General features: G+C 37.2%; 23 protein-coding genes. 19 read left to right on the top strand and 4 right to left on the bottom strand.

Features of this window, described 5'->3' with window-relative positions:
* The first annotated feature begins 48 nt into the window (after nt 1–48).
* The 18 genes from ACFQO1_RS10205 (at nt 49) to ACFQO1_RS10120 (ending at nt 17,671) form a co-directional block, all read left to right on the top strand.
* Complete coding sequence (locus ACFQO1_RS10205; protein WP_380217950.1) at nt 49–801, top strand: DUF481 domain-containing protein; 753 nt, start codon at nt 49–51, stop codon at nt 799–801.
* Nucleotides 802–932: 131 nt separating this feature from the next.
* The gene (locus tag ACFQO1_RS10200; protein ID WP_380217948.1) at nt 933–1,262 is read left to right on the top strand and encodes an arsenosugar biosynthesis-associated peroxidase-like protein; all 330 of its coding nucleotides are present in this window, start codon (nt 933–935) and stop codon (nt 1,260–1,262) included.
* Nucleotides 1,263–1,400: 138 nt separating this feature from the next.
* The gene (arsS, locus tag ACFQO1_RS10195; protein WP_380217947.1) at nt 1,401–2,468 is read left to right on the top strand and encodes an arsenosugar biosynthesis radical SAM (seleno)protein ArsS; all 1,068 of its coding nucleotides are present in this window, start codon (nt 1,401–1,403) and stop codon (nt 2,466–2,468) included.
* A gap of 34 nt (nt 2,469–2,502) precedes the next feature.
* Nucleotides 2,503–3,198 (top strand): TIGR04282 family arsenosugar biosynthesis glycosyltransferase, encoded by a 696-nt coding sequence (locus ACFQO1_RS10190; RefSeq protein WP_380217946.1) that lies wholly within the window; start codon nt 2,503–2,505, stop codon nt 3,196–3,198.
* Between the two features lie 57 nt (nt 3,199–3,255).
* Nucleotides 3,256–6,450, top strand: coding sequence for a SusC/RagA family TonB-linked outer membrane protein (locus ACFQO1_RS10185; protein ID WP_380217945.1), 3,195 nt, complete (start codon nt 3,256–3,258; stop codon nt 6,448–6,450).
* Nucleotides 6,451–6,460: 10 nt separating this feature from the next.
* Complete coding sequence (locus ACFQO1_RS10180) at nt 6,461–7,903, top strand: SusD/RagB family nutrient-binding outer membrane lipoprotein (RefSeq protein ID WP_380217944.1); 1,443 nt, start codon at nt 6,461–6,463, stop codon at nt 7,901–7,903.
* A 28-nt stretch (nt 7,904–7,931) separates the two neighbouring features.
* The gene (locus ACFQO1_RS10175) at nt 7,932–9,266 is read left to right on the top strand and encodes a sodium:solute symporter family transporter (RefSeq protein ID WP_380217943.1); all 1,335 of its coding nucleotides are present in this window, start codon (nt 7,932–7,934) and stop codon (nt 9,264–9,266) included.
* Entirely contained in the window at nt 9,251–10,078 is an 828-nt protein-coding gene (locus ACFQO1_RS10170; RefSeq protein WP_380217942.1) for a metallophosphoesterase family protein, read from the top strand. The genes ACFQO1_RS10175 and ACFQO1_RS10170 overlap by 16 nt, the downstream gene beginning before the upstream one ends.
* 17 nt (nt 10,079–10,095) lie before the next feature.
* Nucleotides 10,096–10,596 carry a rhodanese-like domain-containing protein gene (locus ACFQO1_RS10165; protein ID WP_380217941.1) on the top strand — a complete coding sequence of 167 codons (501 nt, stop codon included), beginning with the start codon at nt 10,096–10,098 and terminating at the stop codon, nt 10,594–10,596.
* Nucleotides 10,597–10,794: 198 nt separating this feature from the next.
* Nucleotides 10,795–11,484 carry a TIGR04282 family arsenosugar biosynthesis glycosyltransferase gene (locus ACFQO1_RS10160; protein WP_380217940.1) on the top strand — a complete coding sequence of 230 codons (690 nt, stop codon included), beginning with the start codon at nt 10,795–10,797 and terminating at the stop codon, nt 11,482–11,484.
* 29 nt (nt 11,485–11,513) lie between these two features.
* On the top strand, nt 11,514–12,326 hold the full coding sequence (locus ACFQO1_RS10155) for a purine-nucleoside phosphorylase (protein ID WP_380217939.1): 813 nt from the start codon (nt 11,514–11,516) through the stop codon (nt 12,324–12,326).
* Between the two features lie 2 nt (nt 12,327–12,328).
* Nucleotides 12,329–12,532, top strand: coding sequence for a hypothetical protein (locus tag ACFQO1_RS10150; RefSeq protein ID WP_380217938.1), 204 nt, complete (start codon nt 12,329–12,331; stop codon nt 12,530–12,532).
* 34 nt (nt 12,533–12,566) lie between these two features.
* Nucleotides 12,567–13,535 carry an arsenosugar biosynthesis arsenite methyltransferase ArsM gene (gene arsM, locus ACFQO1_RS10145; RefSeq protein WP_380217937.1) on the top strand — a complete coding sequence of 323 codons (969 nt, stop codon included), beginning with the start codon at nt 12,567–12,569 and terminating at the stop codon, nt 13,533–13,535.
* Between the two features lie 58 nt (nt 13,536–13,593).
* Complete coding sequence (locus ACFQO1_RS10140) at nt 13,594–14,481, top strand: sterol desaturase family protein (RefSeq protein ID WP_380217936.1); 888 nt, start codon at nt 13,594–13,596, stop codon at nt 14,479–14,481.
* 4 nt (nt 14,482–14,485) lie between these two features.
* Complete coding sequence (locus ACFQO1_RS10135) at nt 14,486–15,385, top strand: DUF547 domain-containing protein (protein ID WP_380217935.1); 900 nt, start codon at nt 14,486–14,488, stop codon at nt 15,383–15,385.
* Between the two features lie 89 nt (nt 15,386–15,474).
* Nucleotides 15,475–16,275: a DUF547 domain-containing protein gene (locus ACFQO1_RS10130; RefSeq protein ID WP_380217933.1), complete on the top strand. Its 801-nt coding sequence runs from the start codon at nt 15,475–15,477 to the stop codon at nt 16,273–16,275.
* A 104-nt stretch (nt 16,276–16,379) separates the two neighbouring features.
* Nucleotides 16,380–17,168, top strand: coding sequence for a TIGR04283 family arsenosugar biosynthesis glycosyltransferase (locus tag ACFQO1_RS10125; protein WP_380218156.1), 789 nt, complete (start codon nt 16,380–16,382; stop codon nt 17,166–17,168).
* A gap of 65 nt (nt 17,169–17,233) precedes the next feature.
* A complete protein-coding gene (locus ACFQO1_RS10120; RefSeq protein ID WP_380217932.1) occupies nt 17,234–17,671 on the top strand; it encodes a hemerythrin domain-containing protein in 438 nt (145 codons plus the stop codon).
* 73 nt (nt 17,672–17,744) lie between these two features.
* Here ACFQO1_RS10120 and ACFQO1_RS10115 read toward each other — a convergent pair whose 3' ends face one another.
* The 4 genes from ACFQO1_RS10115 to ACFQO1_RS10100 form a co-directional block, all read right to left on the bottom strand.
* The gene (locus ACFQO1_RS10115) at nt 17,745–18,998 is read right to left on the bottom strand and encodes a BamA/TamA family outer membrane protein (protein ID WP_380217931.1); all 1,254 of its coding nucleotides are present in this window, start codon (nt 18,996–18,998) and stop codon (nt 17,745–17,747) included.
* A complete protein-coding gene (locus ACFQO1_RS10110; protein ID WP_380217930.1) occupies nt 18,995–19,999 on the bottom strand; it encodes a glycoside hydrolase family 113 in 1,005 nt (334 codons plus the stop codon). The genes ACFQO1_RS10115 and ACFQO1_RS10110 overlap by 4 nt, the downstream gene beginning before the upstream one ends.
* Before the next feature lie 40 nt (nt 20,000–20,039).
* A complete protein-coding gene (locus tag ACFQO1_RS10105; protein WP_380217929.1) occupies nt 20,040–20,921 on the bottom strand; it encodes a hypothetical protein in 882 nt (293 codons plus the stop codon).
* A 98-nt stretch (nt 20,922–21,019) separates the two neighbouring features.
* The gene (locus ACFQO1_RS10100; protein WP_380217928.1) at nt 21,020–21,733 is read right to left on the bottom strand and encodes a DUF547 domain-containing protein; all 714 of its coding nucleotides are present in this window, start codon (nt 21,731–21,733) and stop codon (nt 21,020–21,022) included.
* Nucleotides 21,734–21,942: 209 nt separating this feature from the next.
* Between ACFQO1_RS10100 and ACFQO1_RS10095 the strand changes: the two genes are divergently transcribed.
* The gene (locus ACFQO1_RS10095; RefSeq protein ID WP_380217927.1) at nt 21,943–23,250 is read left to right on the top strand and encodes an NAD(P)/FAD-dependent oxidoreductase; all 1,308 of its coding nucleotides are present in this window, start codon (nt 21,943–21,945) and stop codon (nt 23,248–23,250) included.
* The last annotated feature ends 17 nt before the right edge of the window (nt 23,251–23,267 follow it).

Here is a 23,267-nt window from a genome sequence, read left to right as displayed (position 1 = left end):
GCACCTTTTGCTCATTTTTCTATCTTTGTTGCAACTAACGCCACCAATATGAAGATAATTTCTCTCCTTTTTTGCTGCTTATATATGCTCACAGCGAATAGCCAGATTTTAAATGCAGAATCGCTTCGGAAGGTCACAGACACTTCAGGATTCTCAGGTGCAGCCTCACTTAATTTTGCATTAAAAAGAAATGTGAATGATTTTATTACTTTGAGTACAGATGTTCATGTTCAATATAAAATGAACAACCATCTTATCCTTTTTAAAAATGAAGTGGATTTTCAAAAAATAGAAAATGAAGATTTTAGCAATAGCTTAATCTCACATATACGGTACAATTATAAAATAACGCCTCTCATCACATGGGAAGCATTTGGTCAAGCCCAATACAACAAAATTAATTTAATTGATTTTAGAGGCCTTTTAGGAACGGGTCCTCGATTTAAACTTACCCAATCTGAAAAATACAAATTTTATCTTGGCACTTTAGTCATGTTCGAATACGAAGAGGTAGCAGATGGAGTAACGCCTATTCAACGAGATATTCGGGGAAGTTCCTATCTTTCCTTTAGTTTATATCCTTCAAATAATCTTACCCTTATAAGCACCACATATTACCAACCAAGAATAGATCATTTTAGTGATTATCGCATCTCTAGTCAAAGTTCATTATTAGTAGGATTGTTTACAAATTTTTCACTTAAAACCACGTATACCTTTGTGTACGACGACAAGCCCGCAATTGGCATTCCCAATTCGCAATATAGTTTTACTACAGGAGTCTCCTATGCTTTCGATTGAATAAGTTTATATAATAGCTTCGGAAAATTCTAGCGTAAGTTTATTATGTTTCCGTAGACTACTTGCTTATATTTACCAACAGGAAAACCAAAATTTTCCTGCTTACGTACATTTTTAAATAACTAACAACAATGTCTTATTACGACCCTAAAGACCTTCGGAAATTCGGAAAAATAACAGAATGGAGCGAAGAACTCGGAACAAAATTCTTTGATTATTACGGTAAAGTATTTGAAGAAGGTGCTTTAACAGCACGTGAAAAATCATTAATTGCATTGGCAGTTGCACATACCGAGCAATGTCCTTATTGTATAGACGCGTATACGAAAGATACGCTTCAACGCGGTGTAACCAAAGAACAAATGATGGAAGCCATTCATGTAGGAGCCGCTATAAAAAGTGGCGCAACGCTGGTTCATGGGACGATGATGATGAATAAAGTAAATAAATTAGAGATGTAAGCAGCTACTTCGTTTTCATTTGGAAAACTTGAGAAGTCGCTTACCCCCGAACTTGGTTCGGAATCTCAAAAGTAAAAATTGAAATCTGCAATTGCAGAAAATGAATAAAAGAGTATCCCGCCTTCGCGGGAAGTATATATGGGAAAACTAAAACAACAATCACTTCAAAAACGAGATAACGAACTTGCAAATGCCAATCGGCAACTCGAAATTCTTTCTAACGGAATCTTTCAGGAAGGTGAACTTCCAACGTTTGCAAAAAAAATAAAAGAAACGAATCAGTTTCCGCTACGCCCCAAAAAACTTGAAATCCTACAGATCAATGTCGGTTATATGTGTAATCAGGTGTGCGAACACTGCCACGTAGATGCCGGACCAGACCGTAAAGAAATTATGACTTGGGAGACGATGGAACAATGTCTTGAGGTGATTAAAAATACCGGAGCTCATACGTTGGATCTTACGGGTGGTGCGCCAGAAATGAACCCTAATTTCCGCAGATTTGTAGAAGAAGCAAGTAAAGCTGGAATTAAAGATTTTATTGTTCGAAGTAATCTTACGATCATCCGGGCTAATAAAAAATATTACGACTTACCAGATTTCTTTAAGAAACACAATGTACATGTGGTAAGTTCTATGCCGCACTGGACTCGTGGAAAGACAGACAAACAGAGAGGTGAAGGTGTTTTTGACATGTCCATCAAAGCGCTTCAGGAATTGAACGCTGTAGGGTATGGAATGCCAGATAGTAGCCTGCGTCTTGATTTGGTATATAATCCTAACGGAGCATACCTGCCGGGCGACCAAGCAAGTATGGAAAAAGAATTTAAAAGTGCCTTACTGGAGGACTTCGGAATACAGTTCCACAATCTTTTTGCGATTACCAATTTACCAATTGCTCGTTTTCTGGATTATTTAATTGCTTCGGAAAATTACGAGGATTACATGTATCAGCTAGTGGAAGCATACAATCCTGCAGCGGTCGAAAATGTAATGTGTACCAATACGATTTCCATATCGTGGGATGGCTATTTATTTGATTGTGATTTTAATCAGATGCTGAAACTTCCTGTGGCTAGTAAAGTAAAACATATAAACGATTATAACGAAGATCTTTTAAACGATAGAAATATTGTAATTTCACAACATTGCTACGGTTGTACCGCAGGCGCTGGAAGCAGTTGCCAGGGAACTGTAGCCGATTAAATACTTGACACTTCAGAAAGGATTATAGTAAACATTGAATAAAAACACTGCCATATTAATTTTTGCGAATTCTGCCAAACAAGAGAGTTCAGATAAGCGTTTTACAAATTCTGAAGCGTTATTTGAAGCCTTAAATAAGCAAACCATCGCAAAAGTTAAGCGCAGCGGTCTTCCCTATTTTCATTTTTCTGAAAAAGAGCAGCAAGGAGCTAGCTTTGGCGAACGCTACACAAATGCCATTCAGTTTGTGTATGATCAAGGGTTCGATAATATTATCACTATAGGTAATGACACGCCTCATTTACAGACCAGCCAGTTAGTAAAGACAGCCCAAGCGCTTGAAACCAATCCAATTGTCTTAGGACCTTCACGAGACGGGGGTTATTATCTTATGGGATTACACAAGTCTCAATTTAATACCGAAACGTTCTTAAAATTACCGTGGCAAACCTCACAGTTAACCCAAAGTATCTCACGATTACTTTCAGCGAAGAAAATTAACGTTGTTTTTTTACAAGTGCTTCAGGATATTGATAGTGTTAGTGATGTAAAGGTTTTAATCGATAGCTTCAGAAAGTTTTCAGAAAAAATTAATGCACTACTCCTTTCTATAATTACTTCGGAAAAATCTATTGTTCAAAAAATTTACTTCTTACTCCCTTCTTTTCAGAAGGAAAACTACTTCAACAAAGGGTCTCCCCTACAGCTTCATTTTAAACCTTTTATCTAAAAGCTAAGTTATTGGTTTTAAGATAAATCATTTGAATTTATAACTAAAACCAAATTAATGAAGCAATTATACATTGCCATTTTGTTGTGTATTTCGACACTTGGCTATTCACAAACTACGATTACCGGTAGTGTAACATCTGCCGCTACTAACGACCCTATTCCTTTTGTAAATGTCATCCTCAACAACGGAGAAAAAGCAACTATAACAGATGATGAAGGAAATTTCAGCATCGTTTCCACTGCCGAAACAGATGTACTTCAATTTTCATCGATTGGGTATGCAACCATGACGTATGTTGTAGGGAATAAAACAAACATTTATGTTCAACTTGCCACCTCCACCGAAGGGCTTGACGAAGTTGTCGTTACCGCATTAGGAATTAAACGTGAAACCCGCGAGTTAGGATACACAGTACAAGCCCTAGACGAAGAAGGGGTTTCCAGTGTTAAATCAATCAACTTTTTAGATAATCTCTCGGGAAAATTGGCGGGTGTAACTGTATCACAGGGAGCAACTGGTGTTGGGTCTTCTTCAAAGATTACGATTCGAGGAGAAGCTTCTTTCTCTAACAACAATCCGTTGTTTGTCGTTGACGGAATCCCGATTAATAACCAAACGGTTTTCAACTTTACCAATGAAGCTGCTGCAGGATTTCAGGAAATAGACTTTGGAAACGGGGCTATGGAAGTAAATCCAGATGATATCGCTTCAGTTACAGTTTTAAAAGGCCCTAGTGCTGCTGCACTCTATGGAACGAGAGCTTCAAACGGGGTGATCGTTATCGAAACTAAAAATGGCAAGAATACCAAAGGACTTGGAATTAGTATCAACTCTTCAATTTTTATAGATAGTGCGTTCAAGTTACCAGACTTTCAGAATGAATACGGACAAGGAAACTCAGGTCAATTCGAATATGTAGATGGTCTTGGAGGCGGTATCAACGATAATATCACCTATTCCTGGGGGCCTCGTTTGGATGTTGGAAATTTAATTCCGCAATTTGACAGCCCTGTTGTTTTACCAGACGGCACGATTGTTCGTGGAGGGGATACATCTCTATACAGCGGCCTGGCGATTACGCCAACCGAGTTTAACTCGCATCCAGATAACCTGAAAGATTTTTACGAAACAGGTGTTACGACGATTAATAATGTGGCGGTTGCCAGCGGATTTGAAAAAGGAAATTACCGCTTTTCTTTTACCGATACCAGAAGCGAATCAATCATTCCTGGTGTTAATTTAGATCGACAGACCTTTGCGACCAAACTTAATTTTGACCCAACAGAAAAGACAAAAATTTCCAGCTCCATTAGCTACGTAAATTCGAGTAGTGATAACCGTCCGTCTAATGGTTACGGAAGTGAAAACGTAAATTATTCGTTAGTTGCCTGGGGACCACGATCTCTAGATATCAATAGCTTAAAAAACTATTGGCAACCAGGCCTAGAAGGTGTGCAGCAATACTCATTCAATTACACCTTTTTCGACAATCCTTATTTCATATTATTAGAAAACCGAAACAGCTTTGAGCGGGACCGTCTCTTTGGGAATGTCTCCATCAAGCATAATTTTACAGACGAACTTAGTGTTTCATTGCGAAGCGGAATGGACTATTCTTCTGAAAAAAGACGCCTTCGAAGAAACTTTAGTTCTAACCGTTTTAAAAATGGTGGGTATGCAGAACACGATGTGTTATATCGCGAGGTAAACACAGATTTTCTTATAAATTACAGCAAGCAATTTGGTGATTTCAACCTCGATATTTCAGCAGGTGGAAATAGATTGGATCAGACTGCTTCTACCAAACAATCTCAGACAGTTAATCTGGCACAACCAGGGATTTTTAGTTTAAATAATGCAGCTTCTCCAATAGAGGTCTTTCAGTTTGAAAGTGAAAAACGTATCAATTCCCTCTACGGAATTGCAAAAATTGGCTACAAAAACTTCTTGTATGTAGATATTACAGGACGTAATGACTGGTCAAGTGCGTTAGCAACTCCATTTTCGGTAGATGGAACTTCGTTCTTTTATCCTTCGGTCTCCACAAGTTTTATTTTGTCGAATGTAGTCGATCTGCCTAAAGAGGTTTCATTTGCAAAACTACGGGCGAGTGTCGCACAGGTTGGAAACGATACTGGGCCTTATCAGACTTCGGGAGCTTTTGTATCGCAAACACCTTTTAATGGGCAACCAACCTTTAGCGATCAGAATTTCATTCCAAATGCAAACCTAAAGCCTGAAAAAGTAACTTCTTTTGAGGTTGGAGCAGATCTTCGGTTTCTACAAGGGCGTGTTAATTTAGATGTCACCTATTACAATGCGTTGACAGAAGACCAAATCATCTCTTTACCGATTGCAATTTCTTCAGGATACAATCAACAGGTAGTGAACGGTGGGAAAGTTCGTGCGCAAGGAGTTGAGATCATTGCAGGGATTACACCTATTAAAAAGCCGGATTTTCAGTGGAACACAACCTTCAATTTTAGCACCAACAAAGCAATTGTTGAAGACTTACCTCAAGATGATGGTCGATTGACACTTGCTTTCAGCAGAATTTATGACAGTGCCAACCAAACGGTATTCTTTCAGGTGGAAGAAGGCGGGCGCGTTGGTGATTTCTACGGAACGGGATACCTTAAGAATGAAAATGGTGATTTTATTATTGACCAAAACGGAAGGTACATCGCAGATAATACCCTTCAGAAATTAGGAAATTATAATCCTGACTTTATGTTAGGCTGGAACAATGAGTTTCAGTATAAAAACTGGGATCTAAATTTCTTATTCGACTGGCGTCAAGGAGGAGAAATCGTTTCTAGAACACGCGCTCTAGGAAACGTTGGCGGACAATTAGCCGAAACTACCATAAGACCTGAAGGAGGAATCGTAGCACAAGGCGTGACTGCAGATGGGTCTCCAAACACGGTAGCTGTTTCGGCCGAAAGTTATTACCGTCAGTTTTATGACCGAAATCATGAAGAGAATAATATCTACGATGCTTCCTATTTGAAATTACGACAGTTCTCAATAGGGTATGCTTTTGATTTAAAGAATGGATTTCTAGGTCTTGAAGAAGGAGCCGATCTAAAATTATCACTCATAGGGAGAAACTTATTTGCCATCACCGAAAACCCACATTTCGACCCAGAGCAGTTAGCAGTTCAAGGTAATAATTTTGTGAGCGGTGTGGAAGATATGAGTTATGCGACAACGAGAAGCTTCGGATTTAAAGCAGGATTAAACTTTTAAGATGAAACACATGAAAACAACACTAAAAATAGTCGGCCTGCTTTGTATCCTTATTGCAAGCAGCTGTACCAAAGATTTTGAAGAAATTAATACGAACCCTAATGCGCCAAACAGCGTTCAACCTAGTTTATTATTACGCCAAGTGATCTATGATTTCGGAGAACAAATGAGCTATGAAGGTTTTGTGGCTGGCGATTTGCTTTCGCAACACCGAACGGCACTAGATTTCAATTTATTTGACCGCCACGCGCTTAAATCTCCACAATTAGGTGGAAATCCGTGGCCCATATTTTATACTAATTTGCGTGATAATGAAATCATCTTAACCCAGTCCAGGACTACGGAAACTTTCGCGGTTTATGAAGGCCCTGCCTTGATACTGAAAGCGTACATGGCAGCGGGATTAACCGATCTTTTTGGAGATGTTCCTTATGCTGAAGCTTTTAATGGTGTCAATGGCACTGTAACTCCTAAATACGATCTACAAGAGGATATTTATCAATCAGAAGGAGGAATTTTAGATAATTTACGCAAGGGAATTGCCGCGATAGAAAATTACGACGATGTGATTCCGTTAGAAGGTGATATTTTATTTGATGGAAATTTGGATGCCTGGGTTCGTTTTGCAAATTCATTACGAATTAAGCAATTGCTTAGAATTTCGAATAGAGTTGATGTTTCGGCAGAATTACAGACTATTTTTTCTGAAGGGAATTATCTCACCTCAAATTCTCAGAATGCAATTTTCAACTTTACGAATACCGATCCAAATAGTTTCCGCTTAGCGCAGTTGAGAATTGGCGATTTTAACAATTTTGTGCTTTCAGAAACCATGGAAGAGATTCTTGAGAATCTCAATGACACTCGGATCAATCAATTTTTTAGACCTACGGCAAACTCTATGGGATCAGAATTTACAGGGTTGATCAATGGTATTGATGCCTCCAGCACTTCGATTGAACTAGCCAATTTATCACTGGCAGGAACTGCGTTTAGAGAAGACACCTCAACGTTGGATGCCAACTTTATGACCTCCTGGGAAACCTATTTTAACCTCGCTGAAGCAGCCGAAAGAGGATTGATTACGGCAGACGCGAGAATGTTATATGAAACAGGAGTTATGCAGGCTTTTGAGTATTGGCAAACCGACTTACCTTCTAATTATCTGGCAGGTCCAGCAGCCTATGATGCAGCAGGAACCACTCCAGTACAACAGATTTTAACCCAAAAATGGATCGCTCAAATTATCAACGGCTATGAAGGATGGATTGAATGGAGAAGAACAGGGTTTCCTGTTTTTAATCCGGTTTCAGCAAGTTTGAACGAAGGCCTCATTCCTGTGCGTATGCCCTACCCTTCCGAAGAAGAAGCCTTAAACAACGAAAACTACCAACAGGCAGCAAATGCCACAAATGGAAATAGCATCAATGTCCCGGTTTGGTGGGATGAATAGTTTAAGAAAACACACTATATAAGAACGCATGACAACAGAAATCTGGCAATGGGGATTGATAATCGTATCAAGTTTGATACTGTTCTTCCTGTCCCCGTTAGCCAAGTCGACAGATCAGTTTTTTAAAGCGACTCATCGCAAAAAAGCGCCCAATGCACTTTGGTTAACGGGAAGCCTTATTATCTCATGGATTTTTGCGAAGAGTATTACCAATGCTGCTAATCTGGGATTAGATTACGGAATTGTAGGCGGTGTCGCGTATGCTGGCTATTATTTGTCTTTTGCAGTAGCTGGTATTTTGATCTATCAGATTCGTGTCAAGGGCGGATTTAAAAGTATTCATGAGTTTCTCACTACTAAATTTGGAAAGGGCGCCATGGCATTATTTTCAATTTTAATCGCGATACGACTCTTTAATGAAGTATGGAGTAATACGATCGTTATTGGAACTTACTTTGGTGATCAGGGAAGTGCACCCTATTATTGGGCGATTTTAGTGTTTACAGCACTAACTCTGGCGTATGCGATTAAAGGAGGTTTGAGTAGTTCAATTTTTACAGATGTGATCCAGATGGTTTTATTTTCGGTGTTGCTCATTGTAATTTTAGGCGTTATCTTCTCATCTGGTGAATTCACGGTTACTGAAGCTGCCACTTCTGGAGTCTGGAGTTTTGAATTAGGATTAAATTTATTTTTTGCAGCAATTATTCAGTCGTTTAGCTATCCATTTCACGATCCTGTACTAACTGACAGAGCCTTTTTGAGTTCCCCAAAAGTGACTCGAAAAAGTTTTTTGTGGGCTAGTGTATTAGGGGCTCTATGCATTGTATTATTTAGTTTGATTGGAGTGTATGCGCAAACGCAAGGAATGAAAGGACAAGCCGCTGTAGAAGTAGGTAAAGCTTTCGGTATTGTAATATTGTTGGTCATCAACTTTATTATGATCACCTCTGCAGCCTCAACACTCGACAGTACTTTTTCTTCTTTTTCAAAATTACTTGCGGTCGACTTAAAAATGGGCAACAACCTAACATTTGGTCGGGCTTCAATGGCTGTCATAGCCATTATAGGAACAATACCTGTATTCTTAGATGCCGAAATACTTTCAGCAACCACCATTAGTGGTACTATGGTTATTGGTTTAACGCCAGTCTTTGTTTTTTGGAATAAAAAAGTGCCTAAAATCAGTTTTCATTTAAGTGTGATTTGCGGATTGGTTTTTGGATTATTATTGGTTTTTAAAATCTTCCCACATTCCTTAATTTTTACGGAAGGCAAATATGCAGACCTTCTTTGGGTGAATGTATGGGGAATTATATTGTGTATCATTTTATATATAGCTCCGTCATGGATAAAAAAATAGTACAATTGGGTTATAAAAAGGGTAAAATGTTACTCTTTGGTGGCGTCTATAGTAATTTGCAGGCGCTTGAGAAGCTTAAAACAATTGCTGAAGCGCAAAACATTCCACCAGAAAATTGTATCTGCACAGGTGATATTATAGGCTATTGTGCTCAGCCCGAAGAAACCATGCAGCTCTTTAAGCTTTGGGGTGTGGAAAGCATAGTTGGAAATGTCGAAATTCAGTTGCGGGATGGCGCAGAAGATTGTGGCTGTGACTTTAGAGAAGGTTCTCGTTGCGATAATTTTTCGCAATTATGGTATCCGTATGCACAGAGCAAATTATCTAAAAGTTCATTAGCCTATATCTCAAAATTACCAGACCATCTGGAGTTTACCTATGCTGACAAAAAAGTATGTGTCCTGCATGGTGGTTTTGAGAATATTTCAGAATTTATCTATAAATCGACTCCGTGGAAACGAAAGGAAGCTAGTTTCAACGCGACAGAAAGTGACGTGATTATTGCAGGACATTGCGGATTGCCCTTTCACGATTCTGAAAAGAAAAAACTATGGCTTAATCCAGGTGTTATTGGAATGCCTGCAAACGATGGCGAACCACATGTTTGGTATGCGATACTGGATGATAGCAATGGAAAATTTGAGTATGCTCATCATACAATGGAGTACAATTACAGATTGACAAGTCAACTCATGCAAAACGGATTATTACCTGAAGAATATGCACGCACCATTGTCACAGGGATTTGGGATAATACTGAAATATTACCCCCTGTGGAAAGTGGGTTGCAGGGCTTCGGGATACAACTTTAAATACTTAGATTTACGCCTTGAAAAAAATTAGCTTCATATTATTTACAGTATTGCTTAGCGTATCGGCGACGGCTCAAAAGTCGTTGGACGAGCTATTACAATTGTATAATACCAGAAGTGTTCCATACATTTCTGTAGAAGAATTAAGGATGCTTCAGCTCAATGAGGAGGTGGTCATTTTAGACGCGCGAGAATCTTCAGAATTTGAAACGAGTCATATTGCAACCTCACAATGTGTAGGGTTTAATCAATTTTCTGCGGAAGCATTTTCAGAGAAAATTAAAGATAAAAACACACCCATTGTAGTGTACTGCTCATTGGGAATTCGATCTGAACAAGTAGGAGAAAAATTGAAAAAAGCGGGGTATACTAATGTTCAAAATTTGTATGGTGGAATTTTTGAATGGAAAAACAAAGACTATCCAATACTAGATCTTTCAGAAAAAGAAACTGACAGCGTGCATACTTTTAATAGGGTTTGGAGCAAATGGCTGAACAAAGGAATTAAAAAATATTAATATGAATAAAAAATTAATTTTCTCTGTATTAATGGTTGCCTTTTTAGTATTCATGCTATTTAACATTGCCTCTTTAAACTATAATAACTTAAGTTTTTCAGAAAACAAGTCGAATTATCTAGGCATCATTTCTAACGGGTTGCTGTGTGTTGCAATGTTTGTTTCAAGAAAAAATCTAAATAAAAATATAGACCAATAATGGGGATATTAGGAGTAAAAGAAACAGGAGGAAAAGAAAAGGCTGAAGAAGTTTTTCACTACCCAACTTCAAAAAATGCGCTTATTATTTTTACCCGAAATCCGGAATTAGGGAAATGTAAAACCAGATTAGCTGCTACGGTGGGAGATGAAAGTGCCTTAGAAATTTATAAATTCTTACTAAATCATACCGTTGCGATCACAAAAAACTTGAAAGCTGATAAATTTGTATTTTATTCTGAAAAGCATAGTGAAAAGGATATTTGGGATACTGAAATTTTCAGTAAAAAAGTACAGCAAGGAAATGATCTAGGCATCCGAATGCAAAATGCGTTTACTGAAATTTTTGAACTAGGATATCAGCGTGCTATTATTATAGGAAGTGACATGTATGATTTGAGTACTTCAGAATTACAGGACGCTTTTACACAACTTGAAAAAAATGATTTTGTACTAGGGCCTGCTCAAGATGGTGGTTATTATTTATTAGGAATGAAAAAGATAATGCCTAAACTATTTAAAAATAAAGTTTGGGGAACTGCCATGGTCCAAGCAGCAACCCTATCAGATTTAAAAGGAGAAAAAATAGCTATCTTAAAAGAAAAAAATGATGTGGATTATTTTGAAGACATCAAGGATATCGAGGTCTTTCAGCAATTTTTGCCTTCAGAAATAAAAAATATAAGTTAAAGTACAACTCGAATAATCGAACAGCAACTATGAAAAAATTTATAAAAGAAGCGGTAGAATTTTTACAAACTAGAGGATTTGGAAAACCCGAAGTAGGAATTATTTTAGGTACAGGATTGGGAAAAATAATAGAGGAGGTATCAATTGAAGCCGAAATGAGCTACAATCATATTCCGAACTTTCCAACGGCAACGGTTGAATTTCATAAAGGAAAATTGATCTATGGAGAACTGGGCGGAAAAAAGGTAGTCTTGATGCAAGGCCGTTTTCATGTATATGAAGGATACTCGCTACTGGATGTTACTTTTCCCGTTCGAGTGATGAAAGGACTTGGCATTGAAAAATTATTGGTAAGTAACGCTTCTGGCGCGATAAACCCTTCGTTTAGAAAGGGAGAAATCATGCTAATTGATGATCATATTAATTTACAAGGGGGTTCACCATTGGCCTTCAAAGGTGTTGAAAAACTCGGAGAACGTTTTACAGATATGAGCGCTCCTTACGACGTTGAAATGAATACTAAAATCAAAGAAATTGCAAAAAAACACACTATTGCCTTACACGAAGGAGTATACGCAAGTGTGGTAGGTCCACAACTGGAGACCAGAGCAGAATATCGGTATTTAAAAATTATAGGAGCCGATGCTGTTGGCATGAGTACTGTCCCGGAGATCATCGTAGCCAATCATTTAGGACTGCCTGTTTCTGCTGTTTCAGTATTAACTGATGAGTGTGATCCTGATAACCTAAAGCCGGTCGATATTCCAGATATTATCAAACAAGCTGGAAAAGCAGAACCACAAATGATCACCCTATTTACAGAATTAATTAAATCTCTTTAAACATGTTTAAATATGCACTTTCCATTATTATCATATTTGCTGCAGGCTTTAAATTAAGTGCTTCGTTTGTGAATCCGTTAGAAGCTGTCACCCTCTTTGGAGCAGAAGTAAACATATGGATCTATAGACTCGTATGGCTAGCAGCAGGCGCGCTCTCAGTCTTTGCTATTTATAGAACGCGTAAAAAGATTTCAGAAAAACAATAAAACATTTAAAATACCGTCTCGACGGAACTACACTATGAGCTATTTAGATACTACACACGACGTTTATAAAGAAGCAGCACTTACACCAGATGTTGGGCTTTGCTGTACAACCAATCCTATCTGGGAGTTACCTGGACTTACAATCCCAAAAATTATGCAGGAAATGAACTATGGCTGCGGAAGCACCGTTCATGCCCGTGATCTCTCCAACCAACCCAAAATGCTTTATGTAGGCGTTGGCGGCGGGATGGAATTATTACAGTTTGCTTACTTTAATCGTCAAAAAGGCGGGGTCGTTGGTGTCGATGTGGTGGATGAAATGTTGGAAGCCTCCCGCAAAAACTTTAAAGTAGCCGAAGCGCAAAACGATTGGTTTAAAAGTGAGTTCGTAGATCTTAAAAAAGGAGATGCGCTCAATTTACCCTTAGAAGATAACAGTATTGATGTGGCTGCACAAAATTGCTTATTTAATATTTTTAAAGCAGAAGATCTTACAAAAGCGATCGAAGAAATGTATCGTGTACTTAAGCCACATGGAAAACTGGTAATGAGCGATCCTACTTGCGAACAGCCTATGAATGACACCCTTCGCAATGATGAACGCCTACGTGCCCTTTGCTTAAGCGGAAGTCTTCCTATTGCAGACTATGTAAAAGCATTGACCGATGTTGGTTTTGGCACCATAGAAATTAGAGCAAGAAAACCCTACCGGATATTAGATCCTAAAAATTATCCTACAGATGAGTTAATTTATATCGAAAGTATTGAGATCGCAGCCATCAAAGATCCTATGCCCGAAGATGGGCCATGTGTTTTTACAGGTAAAGCGGCAATTTACTACGGAAGTCAAGATTATTTTGATGATAAAAAAGGACACATCTTACTAAAAAATCAACCATTGGCAATCTGTGATAAAACTGCAGCAGCTTTAAAAGCACTCAACAGGGATGATATTTATTTTAGTGAATCAACCTTTCATTATGACGGTGGCGGTTGCTGTTAATGTAAACTTATAATTGTAATTTTAAAGTCTGTTGTACGACCTTACAACAGACTTTTTTATGGAAAAATATCTCGACATATTTAAAAACTCCTATCAAGGATACTTTAATTATTTACTGGATGAAATCACTCGTTTTCACTGGGAAAATTATTTCTACGGATTAATTATCGTATCACTTATCGTCTGGGGATTAGAACTGGCATTTCCTTGGAGAAGAAATCAGAAAATCTTTAGGAAAGATTTCTGGTTGGACACCTTTTATATGTTTTTCAATTTTTTTCTTCTGAATCTAATTGTCCTTATTTTTCTTTCCAATGCTTCAGAACAGATTTTTAATGATCTGCTTGGCACTGTACATATCTATTTAAAAGATTTTCAGTTAGTAAATCTTAACTCACTACCGTTTGGCTTAGGTCTGCTGATTTTCTTTCTGGTTTCAGATTTTGTTCAGTGGAATACTCACAGATTGTTACATCGCGTCCCTTTTCTCTGGAATTTTCACAAATTACATCATTCAGTAAAAGAAATGGGCTTTGCCGCACATTTACGATACCACTGGATGGAACCTGTGGTGTACAAATCAATTTTGTACATACCATTAGCTATCATTGGCGGATTTGAAGTAGAACAGGTCGCCATTGTTCATTTTTTCGCATTAACAGTTGGACATTTGAACCATGCGAACCTAGGCTGGGACTACGGATTTTTAAAATACATATTTAACAACCCAAAGATGCATATCTGGCATCACGCAAAAGACTTGCCAGCACATACTAAGTATGGAGTAAATTACGGTTTAACCCTTAGTATTTGGGATTATTTGTTTGGTACAAATCATGTACCTTACAGCGGTAGAGATATCGAATTAGGTTTTGATGGGGATGAGCAATTTCCAAAAGGCTTTTTTAATCAGGAGGTGTATCCACTTTCTAAAACAAAAAAATAATAGTATGAAACAACTCATCTTTGTCTTAGTAATCGTTCTTTTTGTAGCAGCCTGCGGAAGTTCTAAAAAAATGACCTCGGAAACTGCTTCGGAAACTACCGAAATGACCGCAGACACAACAGCGATCGTAATACCATTAGAAGTAACCATTAAAATTCCTGAAACTAATTCAGAAGAAACCGAAACCGAACAAGAAAGTATACTTGAAGAGGAGATTGAAACGGAAACGGAAATAGAAATGGAGGCCGTTATTCCTTCTGAAGCTTTTAATCATACCCTTTGGGATGAGTTACTCAAAGCGTATGTAACCAAAGAAGGAAATGTAAACTACAACGGATTTGAATCTCAAAAACTAACGCTTCGAAAATACATTACCTCCTTAGGGCAAAAAATGCCAACTGATAGCTGGACACAAGAAGATAAACTTGCGTATTGGATGAATGCGTACAATGCTATGACCGTCGATTTAATTTTACGTCATATGCCGTTGGAGAGTATCAAGGATATAAAAGATCCTTGGGACCAACGCTACTGGAAACTAGGAGAGAAGTACTACAATCTCGACGAGATTGAACACCAAATTCTACGCAAGATGGATGAACCCAGAATACATTTCGGGATCAATTGTGCTTCTTTTTCTTGTCCGCCATTATTAAATGTCGCATTTACCGCAGGAGAAGTGGATGCTCAATTAGATTTTTTAGCCAATCGGTTTATTAATGACAGGTCTCGAAACACGATTGCTTCAGATCGGGTAGAAATCTCCAAGATATTTGACTGGTTTGGTAAAGATTTTAAGCAAAATGGAAGCCTTATTGACTACCTCAACCAATATTCCGAAGTAACAATAAGCAGCAATGCAAGAGTACGATATAAAGAATATGACTGGGCGCTGAACGATTAAGCCAAATATTTATTAAAACACACTTAACTTAATGTTAAGTAAGCCCAGTATTTTAGAGGCTTCATATATCTTTAATCAAAACCAAAAACATGAAATTTTTAAAATACTTCGCAATAGTAGCCCTTGCTACCATTATATTACAAAGTTGCAATTTACTTTCCGCAGCGGGAATTGGAAGTCAGGCACAACCCACAAAACAGGTAGAAGGTGAATTGACCTCAACTACTGCAAACTCCTCCAAAAATGTAGATCACAGTGAGTGGGATGCTCTTTTAAAAAAACACGTAAATAGTGAAGGACTCGTAGATTATAAAGGCTTTCAAAAAGATGAAGCAAAACTTGACGCCTACTTATCCTTTCTAGCTGGAAAAGATCCAAGCAACGACTGGAGCGTTCAAGAATTACTGGCCTTTTATATCAATTTATATAATGCAGATACTGTTAAATTGATTCTTGAAAATTATCCTACTGAAAGTATTAAAGATATTGATGGAGCTTGGACAAAAGGAAGAGCGATGGTCGATGGGAGAGCACTTTCTTTAGGTGGTATAGAAAATGGTATTCTTAGAAAAATGAATGAACCCAGAATTCATTTTGCAATTAATTGCGCCTCTATGTCATGCCCAAAACTTCTTAGGGAAGCTTATACAGCGGGGAAAATTAATGAGCAGTTAGATAAAGCGACTACAGAGTTTATCAATAGCGACAAGAATGAAATAAAGCCTAACAATCCTAAAATATCATCAATCTTTAAATTCTATCCGAAAGATTTTACAGTGGATGGAAAGCAGGATATTCCTGGATATATTAACAAATACAGTACTGTAAAAATTGATGCGGGTGCAACAATTACCTACAAAGAGTATGACTGGAGCTTAAACGAGCAATAGAATCCATCCTATTATACAAACAAGCGTTGGTAAAAAAAATTTACCAACGTTTTTTTATGGTGTAAATAAAACCTTTGGACAAGTTATTTCGTATGTTTACACCTATGATAAGTATCATTATTCCTGTATTGAACGAGGCTTCTAATATCTCGAAGCTTTTAACCCACCTTACTACATTTTCTTCTGAAAAGAACATCGCTCAGATTATTTTGGTCGATGGCGGAAGTGTGGATGGAACTCAGGATCTAATACGGTCATTTTCTGAAAAATCCACCTATGATATTTCTTTAGTTGCTTCGGAAAAAGGACGTGCAAAACAGATGAATTCGGGTGCCAGAAAGGCAACAGGGGAAATCTTATATTTTTTACACGCAGATAGTTTCCCTCCTAACAATTTTGACACCTTTATACTTTCAGAAGTAAAAAAAGGAAACCCTGCCGGATGCTTTAAAATGAAATTTGACAGTACTCATTGGTGGTTACGCCTTGCCAGTTGGTTAACAAAATTCTCATGGCGAGCTTGCCGTGGAGGGGACCAGAGCCAGTTTATTACTAAAACATTATTTGATGAAATTGGCGGCTACGACGAATCCTTTATTATTTATGAAGACAATATTTTAATAAACGAGCTATATGAACGCAAGAAATTTGTTGTCATACAGGAGTGGCTTAGTTCTTCTGCACGGCTCTATCGTGAACATGGTGTCTGGACACTTCAATTTCACTTTTGGACTATCTACGTAAAAAGATGGTTGGGTGCAGATGCCGATCAATTATTTGCGTATTACCTTAAAAACATAAAGAAACAGCCGGCTCCTCAAATTTTGAGAAATTCGACTTCTATCTCTTCAGAAAAACCTCTTGCTCCTCAAGAAGTATTTGCAGACGAATAAACTTTAGGATTTTTTAAACACTCTTCTACAGATATTGGTAGTATTTTTCAGAAAAACTAACAATTATGAAAACTATTTTTGAAGCCATTCGTGACGATCATGACATTCAACGGGATTTGTGTAAAAGAATTTTAGAAACGTCTGGAGAAACAAAAGACCGAAAACAACTTTGGAAAGCCTTAAAAGCCGAACTACAAGGGCATGAGATCGCCGAAGAACGTCACTTTTACAAACCTCTTATCGACAATGACATGATGATAGAACACGCACGTCATGGCATTGCAGAACATCATGAGATTGATGAATTGATTGAAAAAGTTGATGAAGCAGACATGGACAGTGCTGCATGGTTAACTTACGCAAAACAATTGGCCGACAAAGTAGAACATCACCTGGAAGATGAAGAGCACAGTTTTTTTCAACTAGCAGGAAAGGTATTTACTGAAAAACAAAAGACAGAACTTTCAAAAGAATATCAAGCTGCTATGAAAGAACAGCGGTAAAAAACTTCAATATTAAAAAAATCTAATCTGCTCAAACTTTCTAATTGCCTTTATTTTTAAAGTTTGAGCAGATTTAAAAATATTGTCCAATACCTATTACAAATCCGTTTGTTGAATCTGTAGTAATTCCGTAGCCATAATCAATTCTAAAAATAGTGTTGAAAATCCTTTTATGAATAAATCGGACCCCTACTCCAGGATAAATACGTAGGTTTTGATCATCTCCAAAGTCTCCAAAATCTCCTCCCGGATTACGCCAACTTCCTCCATCTATAAAAGCATTTCCTTGTAATACAAACCAATCCTTCTCATATATTGTGTGGCGGTATTCTGTATTTAAAACGATTGCCGCTGTACCTCTGTCTATCGTATTTCCAACCCCTCGAATATTAAGATTGTTATCTACTGCAAAGGGTGCAAAAGGGCTTTCGTTGTTTGTTGCGACTCCTAAACGCAATCTAGTTGCCCAGTTGCCCTTCTCTCCTACTCTTTTATAATACACGAAATCGTTAAATCCTATGACAAATTCTGGCAATGCTTCACTTCTGGTTGTTACATATTGGAAGTTAAACGTACTTTTAAATCCGTCCACATATTGAAAATTTCGTTCGACATTATTATACTCATACACGACCTTGTATAATAATTTTTTCACCTTCAAGTTCTGTGGAACTTCTGGACTGGTAGCTCCATCACGATAGACATATTTTTCGGTAAAATAATTGATCCCGGCCTCTATTCTATTTTTAAAGTTAAACTCGTACAAACCCAGCATTTCGTAAGAGGTATTATTGTATTTATATGTTGCAGTACCACTATCGAGAAAAACAGGTTCTTCGGTGGTAAGATCTTGGAAATTTAAAGCAACTCCTGTTTTTTTACTGAAAAGATACGGAGCTCTGAAATTGATACCATAACTACTAAAAATGTCCTTTTGGTAAAAGCCTCCAAAAATGATATTTCTTCCGAAGCCATTAAACTCATAGAGACCTATCCTGTATGCAAATTCATCATCATTGGTCGTATAGACATTTGCTGAAGGAATGATTGTAAAATTTTCCTGAAGCCCATATACAATTTTATATGTTCCATCCTCTTTTTTATGGATCTGATAATACGCATGAGAGGTGCCTGGCAATCTCTTTAATCTTATAATGTCGGCTTCCAATACTAAAGTATCAAGAGTTTGTCCTTCTTTTACATTGGTAATTTTTCGCACAAATGAAGTTCTGGTCTTCGTGTTTTCCTGAACTATCACTTCAGAAATAGTTTGCGCAGCTGTAGTAGTTCCTACAAATAGGGTTACCATGTACAAGAAATATTTCATCGTGTTTCCTTAAAATGCTGCCTAATAATATCTTCGACAGGCTTATTCTGTGGTGTGAACATATGATTTTCCATCCCGCCGGCTTCTTTATGATTAATAAACCATTTCCATATAAATCCGCCAGCAAACCAATTTTCCGGATACATTTCTTCAAATATCGCTTTGGTTAGATTTGTTTGTGCTTCTAAATTAAGACCGGGCATTTCACGTTCACTTTTCCAGGGCTCTTTTCCCGAAAAATCTACGCTTCGGTAACCGTATTCGGTAAAAAGAATCGGTCTATTATTTTCTTCTGAAACCTCTTTCAGTTCCTTTTTCCAAGGCTGCCAACCTTGTCTGGCTTCAGCAACAGTAGGAGTTTTACTTTCTGAAACAGGAAAATAGGCATCCACACCTATATAATCCAATTGTTCCCAAAACGGAACGCGCTTGTATTCATCCCAATTGGCAGCATACGTCAATTTGCCTTTATAGACCTTTTTAATTTCAGCTATTAACGTATTCCAAAATTGAGGTCTTTCGATGATAAACTGTTCTAATTCGGTTCCTATACAAAAAAGCGCGACATCGGTTTCCGCAGCTACTTCAGCAAAAGTTAAAATAAAATCTTGGTAGGATTCTTCAAACACCTTCCAATCTTCTTCCGTAGTCATTTTTAAATATCCGGTAAATTCACCCCTTCTGATCCATATTTGAGGTTTCATCATAACAGCAATTCCATTCGCATGAAGTTGCTCCACATATTGTGTGACACCCTCTTTCCTTTCTCCAAACCATTGCCTGTCTGTATTAAAAAGCACTTCTGGAGAAGCCAGATCTCTAATAAATCCAAAAGGCATGACCGCTGCATAATTAGCGTTGAGTTTTACTATAGGATCTAGGTGTTCTTGATTTACTTGTTCTCTAGAAGCTACAAAGCTTATCGCATTTATTTTTTTTGTCTGTGAGTCACAACTTTGAAGAAGCAAACTACACAGTAAAAAGGGTATTACATTTTTCATTTTATGGGAATTAATGAAGTGGAAGATACATTTTTCAGCATTAAAAAACAGCTCTTACTCCCAAGTTAAATGTTTCGCCCAATCCTGTATCATTACCTCTCACAAAATTGGTATATAAGGCTTCTAGATTTAAGGAATCTGTAAGCTGATATTTTGCACCGCCACCTAGGGCAGTAAAATCCTGTGTAAATTCATTTCCAAGATCAATCCGTTGACTATGCTGTATTAGTGCCAAAACAGTAAATTTTGAAGATGGAAAATAACTCAAGAATACTCCTGGAGTTAGATTTAAACTGTTGTTTGCAAAACTCTCTTCTTTATCCCCAAGATTCAATTCTGTATTCAACTCCGTAAATAATTGAAACGAATCTCCAGGAAAGGTATAATCGTAAAAGAATCTGTTTTGCCATGTAAATCCTTTCTGATCCAGAAAGACTCCCTCTTCTGTTTCATTATCCACTAAGGGTATAAAGAAAGAAGATTGTATTGAAAAGTTGTTGACACTCGAAAATGGAACAAATTTTACACTAGGTGCAAAAGAGGTAAAACCGCTTCGTGCCGAACCTCGTTCCCCATCAAATTTAAAAACATCTAACGCACTACGATCGGCTACTGTATTACTCCTGAATTCGAGAATTAAACCAAGGTTGATTCTACGAGCATCACTTATTCCAGTGTATCCTTCAATTGTTGAAGTAAAGAAAGTTTCTCTGGGTTCCTTGTCTGGGCTGAACGTACTTTCGGTTTGCGTATATAAATTGTTAAACCATTTAATGTCAAACTGACCTTTAGCAATTAATTTTGAAGGTGTTAAGGTTTGTATTACCGAGCCTCCCGCATCTTCATCATCTTGAGCAACTACAAATCCTGAAAATAATATCAGGATACTGAGAGAAATTAATTTTTTTGAATGGATCATCATTTTGGTGTAAAGTTGTTTTTTAGAATTGTGCTATATCCGTCAGTCTGTTGTTAATTGAAGTCAGCCTGACCTATAATACATTTATAAATTCTACCTAATTATTTCGAATTAAGACGCCAATCGTAGGAATAGTAGGTAAGTTTTGTATTTTCTGAAATTGTATCCTTTCTGAATGTATTAATAAAATCAATCTCGCTTCCGTTCTTCACAAAATCTTCTTTATACCATTTAAATATTTCTGAAACAGCAACTTTCCCATCTGAAACTTTTATAAACGAATGATCATTTAGGGCTTTTTTTGTTTGTCTTTGAAGTTGAGCATCCAAGGTTCCGGGCATGTAAGCTTCAGCAATTAACGGCGGACATCCTTTTGCCCCACATACCAGTACAAAATGAAACCGGGCATCGTCAAATTTTGCACGAAGCATTTTATTTTCAATATCATTAAGAGTGATCTTTGTTCCGCCAAGGCTATATGTTGTGGTATCAAAAAATCCGTTTTTATCCAACGGAGAATTAATTCCGTAGTTATCGATAATCCCTTTTATAACTGCCAAATTATAAGCATTGATCCAGAAAGCTTGAAAATTAGTAGCTTCAGAAGGTGACACCTTTATATCTGAGGCAATAGAAAGTAGTGATGTAAGTTCATTTTTATTTTTATGGATTGCGGTGTAATCAACTTCTCCCTTAGAAACATAAGCTGAGAAAAAGGAATTGGCTTCAGTAAAAAAGGTATCTATAGTCTGTGCTTTGGTGTTGGAGATTGTAAGAAAAAGGAGTGCAAATAATAGGATGACGTGTTTTTTCATGTGTTGAATTTTATGTTGGTTAAGTCAATGCATTGTTCATTAGCTTACATTTGAATTACATAAATTTTTACTAAGACAAGTGTTTTCAATGATCTAAGAACATAAAAAATACCGTATCTTACTCTTGCAAAAAATAATGTAAAGGTCATCGGTCATTTTACGACCTATGTACAATCATCAAAAAATCACCTGATTTCTCGGGCTTTTATATGGAACACGTTGTTATTATTGGTAATGGTATCGCAGGAGTAACTGCCGCTCGACACATCAGAAAACTTTCAGACAAAAAAATCACCATAATTTCTGCAGAAACAGAATACTTTTTTTCACGTACCGCATTAATGTATGTATACATGGGGCACATGCGATGGACAGATATAGAACCCTATGAACATTGGTTTTGGGATAAAAATAATCTCAACCTCAAAAAAGGATATGTAGAAAAAATAGAAACTGACTCCAATACACTTTATTTTAAAGAAGGAGACACACTTACCTATGACACATTGATAATAGCTTCTGGCTCAACTACCAACACATTTGGATGGGAAGGTCTCGATAGTGATGGAGTAGTAGGAATGGTAAGTAAACAGGATCTTGAAGCAATAGAAAAATATGCACCTAATAACAAAGAATGTAAAAGAGCCGTTTTAGTAGGTGGCGGATTGATAGGCGTTGAACTTGCCGAAATGCTTCGTACTAGAAATATAGAGGTTACTTTTTTGATACGGGAAGAACATTTTTGGAGTGGGGTCTTGCCAGACGACGAAGCTGCAATGATTTCCAGACATGTAAAAAGTCATGGTGTAGACTTAAGAAACAATACAAATTTAGATAAGATTTTATCAGATAAAAATGGAAAAGTAAGAGCCGTTGTAACCAAAGAAACTGGAGAAGAAATTGCGTGTGATATGGTCGGGATCTGTACGGGTGTAAAGCCTTCCATCTCTTTTTTAGCAAATAGCAAAATCGAAACTGATAAAGGGATTTTAGTAAATCGAAGATTAGAAACAAACATCAAAAATATCTATGCTATTGGCGATTGTGCACAACAACGCGAAGCTATTGGTCATCGAAAATCAATTGAGGCTGTCTGGTATACTGGCCGTATGATGGGAGAAACTGTGGCTCAGACAATCTGTGGAAATCCCATTAAATATAATCCTGGACACTGGTTCAACAGTGCAAAGTTTTTTGATATTGAATACCAGACCTATGGTTGGGTCTTTAGTGGAGATCATAAAAAAGAAAACGAGATGCATTTTCACTGGCATCACGCTGATGACACAAAATGTATTACAATAGCTTACGATAAAAATTCTAATCATTTTTTAGGTATTAATACCTTCGGAATTAGAATGAGACATGACGTTTTTAACTCATGGCTAAATGAACAACGAGAGGTAGACTATGTGATAAACCATTTAAAAGAAGCCAATTTTGATCCAGAATTTTACGCTCATTATGAGAAAGATATTCTAGCAGAATTTAATAAAACAAATCAAGTAGCTATTTAATTTAAAGCATTCCTAAT

The sequence above is a fragment of the Jejudonia soesokkakensis genome, assembly GCF_042664795.1.
Taxonomy (GTDB): Bacteria; Bacteroidota; Bacteroidia; order Flavobacteriales; family Flavobacteriaceae; genus Jejudonia; species Jejudonia soesokkakensis.
Note: the sequence above shows the minus strand (reverse complement) of the source record. Positions and strands in the feature narration are given on the sequence as shown.

What these genes read in the sequence shown, in the direction of transcription:
- ACFQO1_RS10205 (WP_380217950.1), top strand. Translation starts at nt 49, where the DNA reads ATGAAGATAATTTCTCTCCTTTTTTGCTGCTTATATATGCTCACAGCG.
- arsS (WP_380217947.1), top strand. Translation starts at nt 1,401, where the DNA reads ATGGGAAAACTAAAACAACAATCACTTCAAAAACGAGATAACGAACTT.
- ACFQO1_RS10155 (WP_380217939.1), top strand. Translation starts at nt 11,514, where the DNA reads ATGAAAAAATTTATAAAAGAAGCGGTAGAATTTTTACAAACTAGAGGA.
- ACFQO1_RS10160 (WP_380217940.1), top strand. Translation starts at nt 10,795, where the DNA reads ATGGGGATATTAGGAGTAAAAGAAACAGGAGGAAAAGAAAAGGCTGAA.
- ACFQO1_RS10140 (WP_380217936.1), top strand. Translation starts at nt 13,594, where the DNA reads ATGGAAAAATATCTCGACATATTTAAAAACTCCTATCAAGGATACTTT.
- ACFQO1_RS10115 (WP_380217931.1), bottom strand. Translation starts at nt 18,998, where the DNA reads ATGAAATATTTCTTGTACATGGTAACCCTATTTGTAGGAACTACTACA.
- ACFQO1_RS10200 (WP_380217948.1), top strand. Translation starts at nt 933, where the DNA reads ATGTCTTATTACGACCCTAAAGACCTTCGGAAATTCGGAAAAATAACA.
- ACFQO1_RS10110 (WP_380217930.1), bottom strand. Translation starts at nt 19,999, where the DNA reads ATGAAAAATGTAATACCCTTTTTACTGTGTAGTTTGCTTCTTCAAAGT.
- ACFQO1_RS10130 (WP_380217933.1), top strand. Translation starts at nt 15,475, where the DNA reads ATGAAATTTTTAAAATACTTCGCAATAGTAGCCCTTGCTACCATTATA.
- ACFQO1_RS10185 (WP_380217945.1), top strand. Translation starts at nt 3,256, where the DNA reads ATGAAGCAATTATACATTGCCATTTTGTTGTGTATTTCGACACTTGGC.
- ACFQO1_RS10135 (WP_380217935.1), top strand. Translation starts at nt 14,486, where the DNA reads ATGAAACAACTCATCTTTGTCTTAGTAATCGTTCTTTTTGTAGCAGCC.
- ACFQO1_RS10100 (WP_380217928.1), bottom strand. Translation starts at nt 21,733, where the DNA reads ATGAAAAAACACGTCATCCTATTATTTGCACTCCTTTTTCTTACAATC.
- ACFQO1_RS10170 (WP_380217942.1), top strand. Translation starts at nt 9,251, where the DNA reads ATGGATAAAAAAATAGTACAATTGGGTTATAAAAAGGGTAAAATGTTA.
- ACFQO1_RS10150 (WP_380217938.1), top strand. Translation starts at nt 12,329, where the DNA reads ATGTTTAAATATGCACTTTCCATTATTATCATATTTGCTGCAGGCTTT.
- ACFQO1_RS10095 (WP_380217927.1), top strand. Translation starts at nt 21,943, where the DNA reads ATGGAACACGTTGTTATTATTGGTAATGGTATCGCAGGAGTAACTGCC.
- ACFQO1_RS10125 (WP_380218156.1), top strand. Translation starts at nt 16,380, where the DNA reads ATGATAAGTATCATTATTCCTGTATTGAACGAGGCTTCTAATATCTCG.
- ACFQO1_RS10175 (WP_380217943.1), top strand. Translation starts at nt 7,932, where the DNA reads ATGACAACAGAAATCTGGCAATGGGGATTGATAATCGTATCAAGTTTG.
- ACFQO1_RS10120 (WP_380217932.1), top strand. Translation starts at nt 17,234, where the DNA reads ATGAAAACTATTTTTGAAGCCATTCGTGACGATCATGACATTCAACGG.
- ACFQO1_RS10105 (WP_380217929.1), bottom strand. Translation starts at nt 20,921, where the DNA reads ATGATGATCCATTCAAAAAAATTAATTTCTCTCAGTATCCTGATATTA.
- arsM (WP_380217937.1), top strand. Translation starts at nt 12,567, where the DNA reads ATGAGCTATTTAGATACTACACACGACGTTTATAAAGAAGCAGCACTT.
- ACFQO1_RS10180 (WP_380217944.1), top strand. Translation starts at nt 6,461, where the DNA reads ATGAAAACAACACTAAAAATAGTCGGCCTGCTTTGTATCCTTATTGCA.